Genomic DNA, 7311 nt, shown 5'->3' with positions numbered 1-7311 from the left:
AAGCGATCGTCCAGCAGACTGCAATGGAAATCGCTGCCTATCTTCGCACGATTTATTCCGACCCCGACGACAAGCTGCTTGGACCTGCCCCCGCCTCGATCGCCCGTGTTGCCAATCGCTATCGCTGGCAACTTTTGCTCAAGCTCACGCCCGACTCCCAGATGAGGCTTGATTTTGCTGGACTGCGATCGGTTTGTCCTACCGGAGTGAGCTTAACAATCGATGTGGACCCGCTGAACTTCCTGTAGTCGAACTGTAGTCGAAAATTTCAAAAAGCGACAAAAACAAAAAAGGGAGCGTTATGCTCCCCAATGACCTACTCTTCTGACCTTAACCAAGACGATAGAAGTGCGTTACGACTTCTTTTTCTGCCGTCGCTTCGCTGCTAAAACTGCCTTATCTACAGGAAAACCCGCAACCGGGATCACCTGATACTTCCGCTCCTCTTCAAGCCGCCTTAGCTCGGTGTAATCGACCCAGTGAATACAGTCTACTGGGCAAGTGTCGATAGCCTCCTGAATCACCTCTTCTGAATCGCCATCCTGCCGAATGACGCGAGAGCGACCGTGATCGGGTTCGATATAGAACGTGTTGCGGGCAACATGGGCGCAGTGCAGGCAACCAATGCAGGTTACTTCGTCCACATAAACCCCTCTTTGACGAACTACGCCGCCCAATTCGGGTTCAAGTCCAGTTCGCTCAGGCGCATCTCGAAGCTGTCCCCCCAGCTCGGGCTCAAAACCGCTTGGAGCGGAGGAGTCAGTCGGGAGGCTATCAGAAGACCAAGCCGCAGACATCGGAGAAAATTCAGTCATCGCATCCGCACTCAAGAAAGAACTCGCGGAAATTAGGATTGTGCCTCGAAACAATTAAACGGCTGCGCCAGCAGTCCAACGTTGCAGCACCAGACGAATCGAGCCATCTTGGTTTTGCTGCTGTTCGGTCAGCTGAAAGCCTTGCCGAGCGGTTTCCTTCATTACTGTGTGGTAAGCATATCGCTGCGTTACCCTCTTCAAAAAGCCTTCAACCGAAAGCGGCTGCCGCCAGTATTGCAGGTCAGCGACCAATTCATACTGAGCATCATTCTGGCTAAAGCCGATGTCGTAACCGTTGTCTTGCTCGATCACAACATCAGCTGTCCGGCTCTGCCCACGATAGCCGCGAACAGGCTGTGGACCAGCTTTCCACTCGATTCCCAGATCGGTCAACGCCGACTGAAGCGAGGTCAGATCACGAATTTGGGTTTTGATTTGGCTAAAGTGAGACATGGGTAACTTTGTATAAAATCGTTTGGACTATGGTTTGGACTATTGCTTGAACGGCAAAAGCGGATCTACCACTCGCCGAAAGTGGTTTGAGCTTGAGCAGAAATCGATTGCTGCACAGGCTGAGCATAGTATTCCGAGGTCGTTTCTTGACTGATAACCTGACCAAGCTGAGCTTCGATCGCCGCTGTCACTTCGGCACAGGAGGCTCCAATAATCCCAGTCACCTTTTCTTGAACGCGACCATCTGGATGAATGATGAATTCCAGCGTCTCCATTCGACCCTATCCGCTTTCAAAAGAACCATTCGAATGAGATGAACTAGCCTGCGCTGTCGATCGCTAACCGCCAGCAGCCCACTAAAGTTGCCATAAACCTATCGGCTACCCAACTCAGCACCAAGCTTCATCAAAGTTGACCAAACCAGGAAATCTGAGTTGAAACGTAAGAAATATTAGTAGACCCTTGAGGCTTTACTTCAACTCTTTAAGTTAGTTTCGCTTAACTCCTCATAGCAGTCAAGGATACCTAGAGATAGAAAAATTAATCTCATTACCTCTACCTTTCTAGAGAACTCAAGAACCTTAAAGAATTGTTAAATTACGTAACGCTCGTTAGAAGCTGAATTACTCCAATTTTCAGGAGCATCTCAGTTTTGCCCTTATAGTCCTCAGAACTCCCTATCGCTCGACTGATAGGAATGCTCCTACTTTATAGAAATATGTCTATGACTTCAGCGACTAAAAATATAGATTGGATCCGCAAAGCGGCGGTTTATTCTTCAAGATTAGATGCCTCTGCGGTTGGTAGAGTAAGGCTTTCATCTTCAAGGGCATAGACCGTTTGCATAACATAGGGTAAACCTGCGCCGCGCAGTCCACGCCGAATGCGATCGGGTGTTTCTGGAAACAGCACAAACAGAGGGTAGCTCTCGTTAGATCCCTCGCTGAGCAAATGAGCTTCTTGCTCTGACATCACCCATTCACAACCCGGATCAAGCAGAATTTGGGTTTTGCGCCAGCGACTCAGCATATCAGAAAAATCTTCGGTAGGACGGTGAATAAAGACAATCACTTCGCCACCTGCTTTGATCCGCCACTCTGGGTCGCACATCAGAATCGCCAGATCGCAGGGTAACTGAGCTGTCTGACTAGAAGAAGCGGTTGAGTCGCCCACCGTTGCCGCTCGAGTTCGCGTCCGAATTAGGGGCAGAGGCAGCGTAATCACGCTTTCATCCGGTCGTCGCATACTGGGAATCATTTCTAGATAAGGGCGATGCTGCTTCAGCAACTCGATCGCCCCCCGCCGATCGCTACATTCCGCCAGAAGTTCTTCGTATTGAGCTTGTTTAACAGGCATAGGCTTGGGCAAAGTCTCAGCAACAAAAGTTTCAGCAACAACAATGCCCCATAAAGGGGCAGAAACCGATTGCATTGATGACGATACGAAAGCAGAAGGTTAGCCTTTAATGGCATCCATCACGCTGAAGATGGGTAGATACATTGCAATCAGAATCGAACCAACCATTCCCCCTAACACCACGATCATAATCGGTTCCATGATGCTGGTGAGTGCTTTTACGGCTTGCTCGACTTCATCTTCATAGAAGTCTGCGACCTTCATCAGCATGGTATCAATTTCCCCGGTTTCTTCCCCAATGCTAATCATCTGAATCGCCATAATCGGGAAAACCTGCGCTCGCTGGAGGGCAAGACTGATCATGCCGCCCGTCTGGACTTCCTGCTTTGCTTCATCAACTGCATTAGCAATGACCTGATTTCCTGCGGTATCGCGCACAATCTCCAGAGCAGTCAGAATCGGAACCCCCGAGCGCGACAGAGCACCAAAGGTACGGCAAAACCGCGCTGTCGCCGTCTTCTGCACTAGATCACCAAACAGCGGCATCTTCAGGAAGAAGCGATCCATTGTCACCCGCCCAACTTTAGTGTTGTAGTACTGTCGGTATGCAAAAGCGGCGGCAAAAATCGCAGCAACCAGCAGCAGCACATAGGGACTTCTCAGAAATTTGCTAATCCCAATCATAAATGCCGTGAAGGGGGGTAGCTGCGCTCCCAGTTCATCAAAAATGTTGGCGAAGATGGGCAGCAGAAAGATACACATTCCCAGGAAAATAATCGTTGCCAGAGTACCAACGGCGATCGGATAAGTCATCGCTGACTTAATCTGGTTTTGCAGTCGTGCCACATCCTCTAGCAGCTTTGCCAAGCGGTTCATGACTTCGTCGAGTACCCCGCCGACCTCGCCCGCCTGCACCATACTCACGTACAACCCATCAAAACAACTTGGGTGCTTTCGCATGGCGTCCGAGAGATTGGTTCCCTGCTGCACATCTGCACTGACTTCCTGAAGGGCTTTTTTCATTTTGGGGTTAGGGCACTGATCAGACAGCACCCCCAGCCCTCGAACCAATGCAACACCTGCATTAATCAACACCGCGAACTGTCGCGAGAAAACCGCTTTATCCTTCACCGTCACACTGGTCATGGCGGTTTGGATGTCTTCTAGCTTAAAGGTGCTGAGCTTTTCAAGCAGCCCTCGATCCTCGGTCAATTCCTGCACGAACAAACCCCGCTCCCGCAGAGCTGTCCGGGCATCGCTGGGAGACTCAGCGACAATGCGTTCACGTTTGGGATTGCCTTTCGTATCTCGCGCTCGAACAACGTAGGTAGGCATAGTTCGCAACCAAATGAAATGACAAGGATTGAGCGTTTCGGCTCTGCTCAGTCCTGTTGATCCTACCCTGTTCTATTCATTTGACTGACAGGGGGAGATAATTTGCTAAATCAGGACTGGGGAAAGCCTAGAACGGCCGGGGCATCAAGAAGCGTGATTAGTGAGCCGCAGCCATTCCTGACTTTGCAGATCCCGCAGGCGGCGCACCAATCAATCTCTGAAGTTCATCGGGTCTAGAGGTTTTAGACATGGCAGATTCAAAAGAAATCAACCCAGACTTATACTGATCCGCCAGTACTTTCTCCAGGGTTTGCATTCCCAGCTTACCGCCCGTCTGAATGGCTGAATAAATCTGAGACGTTTTGCCCTCGCGAATCAGGTTTGAAATCGCAGGCGTCACGACCATGATTTCCTGTGCCATGACTCGTCCAAACTCATTGGGTTTAGGATTTTTGCGCGGTACAAGAGTTTGGCTAAAGACCGAGACTAGAGAGTTTGAGAGCTGAACTCTCACCTGCTGCTGCCGCTCGGCCGGAAACACGTCGATAATTCGGTCAACGGTTTGAGCCGCCGAACTGGTGTGCAGCGTTCCAAAAACCAGGTGTCCGGTTTCCGCCGCTGAGATAGCCAGAGAAATGGTGTCTAGATCGCGCATCTCACCGATCAGAATGATATCGGGGTCTTCCCGCAGAGCCGCCTTGAGCGCATTGGCAAAACTCTTGGTGTCCTCGCCGAGCTGGCGCTGGTGAACAATGCTTTTGATTGGCTCATAGACAAACTCGATCGGGTCTTCGATCGTCAGAATATGCTCTGCTCTGGTGCGGTTAATCAGATCGATCATGGCTGCTAGGGTTGTTGTTTTCCCGGAGCCAGTTGGTCCTGTCACCAGGATCAGTCCTCTTGGCTTTTCTGACATCTCGCGCACCACATCTGGCAAGCCCAGCTTATCGAAGTTCGGAATTTTCGAGCTAAGTGCCCGCAAGCAGGCGGCATAGGTTCCCCGGTCTTTGTAGACGTTGACCCGAAACCGCGCCAGTCCCTTCACACCATAGGAGCAGTCCAGCTCCCAGTTTTGCTCCAGGTTTTTGCGCTGGGTATTGTTGAGCATACTGAAGATCAGTCGCTGGCATTGATCTGCGGTCATTGGCTCATCGCCGATCGGAGTTAATTTACCGCTAATTCGGAAGTAGGGCGGAACCCCGGCGGACAGGTGCAAATCAGAGCCACCCATCTCGATGAGCTGTTCCATCAAATCTTCGATCATTAACTCCATGTGGTTATCTCCGTGATTGATGTGCGTCTACTGGCAAGTCTTTGTAATTCAGCCGGGGAAAAGGGCAGCAATTAATCCTGGAAGCGAGGCGTGGTGCAGTAGGGGCAGTCCAGCCACTCGATTTTTAAGTCTGCGGTACAGCAGCGACAGGTCAGAGAAGTTTTGCGTTTTGCCTTTAGCTCTGCTTCCAAACCTGAGTCCGTAAATGTGACCCGCTCAACTTCTTCCAGCGTGGTTGATCCCTGCCGCACCAAATTTAAACTGTAGGCTAGCAGCGTCTTCATTCCTTCTTCGACCGCAGCTTCCTTAATTCGTTCGGTGGGTGCGCCTTCGGTAACCAGGGTCTGGATTCGCTCGGTCACCCGCATCACTTCATAGACCCCGCAGCGTCCCTTGTAGCCCACGCCGTGGCAGGTAGAGCAGAGCGTTCCGGCGACTCTAGCTTGCTGCACTTCCTCATGGCTTAGACTGGTTGCCCGATACAGCATCAAGTCAGGCTCCGCCGAACTCGACAGCCCAAAGCGAGAAAGCTCTTCTGGCGTGGGGTGGTACGCAACCCGGCATTCAGAACAAACGCGACGCATCAGACGCTGTGCCAGGACGCCAATGAGCGAACTGGATACCATAAAGGACTCTACGCCCATTTCTTCCAAACGAGCCACTGCGCTTGCAGCATCGTTGGTGTGCAGCGTGGTTAAAACCAGGTGTCCGGTCAAGGCTGCTTCGATCGCCGTTTTTGCGGTTTCCTTGTCCCGAGTTTCACCCACTAGAATCACATCCGGGTCCTGCCGCAGAAATGCCCGCAGAATGGAGGCAAAATCCATCCCTTTTTCGCGAATCACCTGCACCTGAGTCAGACCGGGAAGCGAGTATTCGATCGGGTCTTCGGCAGTGCTGATGTTAACGCCCGGATCATTTCGCTCTGCCAAAGCCGAGTAGAGCGTTGTTGTTTTTCCTGAACCCGTTGGGCCTGTCACCAGGATCAGTCCGAAGGGACGCGAAACCATTTCTTGAACGATCTGCAGCGTTTCCGGGTCGGTGATTAGCTTGTCGAGTCCGAGCTGAGTTGCCGAGTTGTCCAGAATTCGTAGACAGATTTTCTCGCCGTAGCGACTGGGCAACGTGTTGACCCGAAAATCGACCTTGCGATTGTCGAACAAGCGGCGAATTCTACCGTCCTGCGGCACTCGGCGTTCGGCAATATCCAGGTTCGCCATGATCTTGAAGCGGGCAGTCAGTGCCGGGATGATTTTCTTTGGCAAAGGCTCTAATCCCTGACGCAATACCCCATCTTTGCGAAAGCGAATGCGGAGAAACTCTTCCTGTGGCTCAACGTGAATGTCAGAAATGCCATCCTGCAAGGCTCTCGCCAAAATTTTGTTTGCTAGAGCAACGATCGGTGCAGCCTCCGGGTCTTGAAGTGCTGCATCCAGGTTTGCCTCAGCATCATCAGCGGTGTCTTCCAGATCCAGATATTCCAGGTTTTCGATATCGCCTTTGACATCGACTTTGGACTCCAAATCAAGCTGCTTCTGGCGTTCGACCTGCTGATCCAGGTATTGGGAAATGAGACGCTGATAGTCTTCGGTCGTGATGACCATGCGCTGTAACGCTAAGCCCTGCGGTCGCAAAATGCGGTTCAGGTCGTCCTGCGCTGCTAGGTCATCCGGGTTGACCATTGCCACCAGCACAAAGGGTGGATCATCGCTGCGCGAAAGAGGAATGAATCGATAGCGACGGCACAGATCAACCGGAATGAGCGATTCAATGAGCTGGCCAATCTGGGTGGTATTGATCTGGCTGAGTTCCGGGTCGAGGGACTCAACGCCGTAAAGAATTTTCAGCTCGAAAAGCTGCTGCTTCTTATACTGGCGAATCAGATCGGGCGGTAAAGCCTGACCCGTCAATGTCATCAGCACATCGGTTAGCGGTTTACCCGATTTCCGGCTCTCTACCAGAGCTTGCTGCATTTGCTCAGTATTGACGTAGCCGGACTGAACCAGCTTATTGCTGAACGGGGAAAAGTTGTGCTGGACGACCAGGGCACGCCGCTGCGATGAGGAGTTTGCCATAGGCTGA

Annotated in this window: 8 protein-coding genes; 1 reads left to right on the top strand and 7 read right to left on the bottom strand. The window is 51.6% G+C overall.

Going from position 1 to position 7311, the window contains the following annotated elements; translation table 11 throughout:
* The coding region (locus H6F80_RS14640; RefSeq protein ID WP_190792268.1) for a primosomal protein N' at window positions 1-248 on the top strand (248 nt) is incomplete at its 5' end.
* A gap of 105 nt (window positions 249-353) precedes the next feature.
* Here the strand turns inward: H6F80_RS14640 and H6F80_RS14635 are convergent.
* The 7 genes from H6F80_RS14635 to H6F80_RS14605 form a co-directional block, all read right to left on the bottom strand.
* The gene (locus tag H6F80_RS14635) at window positions 354-815 is read right to left on the bottom strand and encodes a ferredoxin (protein WP_518523587.1); all 462 of its coding nucleotides are present in this window, start codon (window positions 813-815) and stop codon (window positions 354-356) included.
* A gap of 54 nt (window positions 816-869) precedes the next feature.
* Entirely contained in the window at window positions 870-1268 is a 399-nt protein-coding gene (locus tag H6F80_RS14630) for a DUF1257 domain-containing protein (RefSeq protein WP_190792267.1), read from the bottom strand.
* A 65-nt stretch (window positions 1269-1333) separates the two neighbouring features.
* Entirely contained in the window at window positions 1334-1543 is a 210-nt protein-coding gene (locus tag H6F80_RS14625; RefSeq protein WP_190792266.1) for a DUF2997 domain-containing protein, read from the bottom strand.
* A gap of 496 nt (window positions 1544-2039) precedes the next feature.
* Window positions 2040-2624, bottom strand: coding sequence for a hypothetical protein (locus tag H6F80_RS14620; protein ID WP_190792265.1), 585 nt, complete (start codon window positions 2622-2624; stop codon window positions 2040-2042).
* Window positions 2625-2723: 99 nt separating this feature from the next.
* Entirely contained in the window at window positions 2724-3959 is a 1236-nt protein-coding gene (locus H6F80_RS14615; RefSeq protein WP_190792264.1) for a type II secretion system F family protein, read from the bottom strand.
* A 157-nt stretch (window positions 3960-4116) separates the two neighbouring features.
* Window positions 4117-5232, bottom strand: coding sequence for a type IV pilus twitching motility protein PilT (locus tag H6F80_RS14610; RefSeq protein ID WP_190792263.1), 1116 nt, complete (start codon window positions 5230-5232; stop codon window positions 4117-4119).
* A gap of 71 nt (window positions 5233-5303) precedes the next feature.
* Window positions 5304-7311: GspE/PulE family protein (locus H6F80_RS14605; protein ID WP_518523586.1), on the bottom strand; the 2008-nt coding region annotated here is incomplete at its 5' end.

It is taken from the genome of Leptolyngbya sp. FACHB-711, from assembly GCF_014695615.1.
Taxonomy (GTDB): Bacteria; Cyanobacteriota; Cyanobacteriia; order Elainellales; family Elainellaceae; genus Leptolyngbya_A.
The sequence above is the reverse complement of the archived record's forward strand: the minus strand, read 5'-3'. Positions and strand labels throughout refer to the sequence as shown.

What these genes read in the sequence shown, in the direction of transcription:
- H6F80_RS14635 (WP_518523587.1), bottom strand. Translation starts at nt 815, where the DNA reads ATGACTGAATTTTCTCCGATGTCTGCGGCTTGGTCTTCTGATAGCCTC.
- H6F80_RS14630 (WP_190792267.1), bottom strand. Translation starts at nt 1,268, where the DNA reads ATGTCTCACTTTAGCCAAATCAAAACCCAAATTCGTGATCTGACCTCG.
- H6F80_RS14625 (WP_190792266.1), bottom strand. Translation starts at nt 1,543, where the DNA reads ATGGAGACGCTGGAATTCATCATTCATCCAGATGGTCGCGTTCAAGAA.
- H6F80_RS14620 (WP_190792265.1), bottom strand. Translation starts at nt 2,624, where the DNA reads ATGCCTGTTAAACAAGCTCAATACGAAGAACTTCTGGCGGAATGTAGC.
- H6F80_RS14615 (WP_190792264.1), bottom strand. Translation starts at nt 3,959, where the DNA reads ATGCCTACCTACGTTGTTCGAGCGCGAGATACGAAAGGCAATCCCAAA.
- H6F80_RS14610 (WP_190792263.1), bottom strand. Translation starts at nt 5,232, where the DNA reads ATGGAGTTAATGATCGAAGATTTGATGGAACAGCTCATCGAGATGGGT.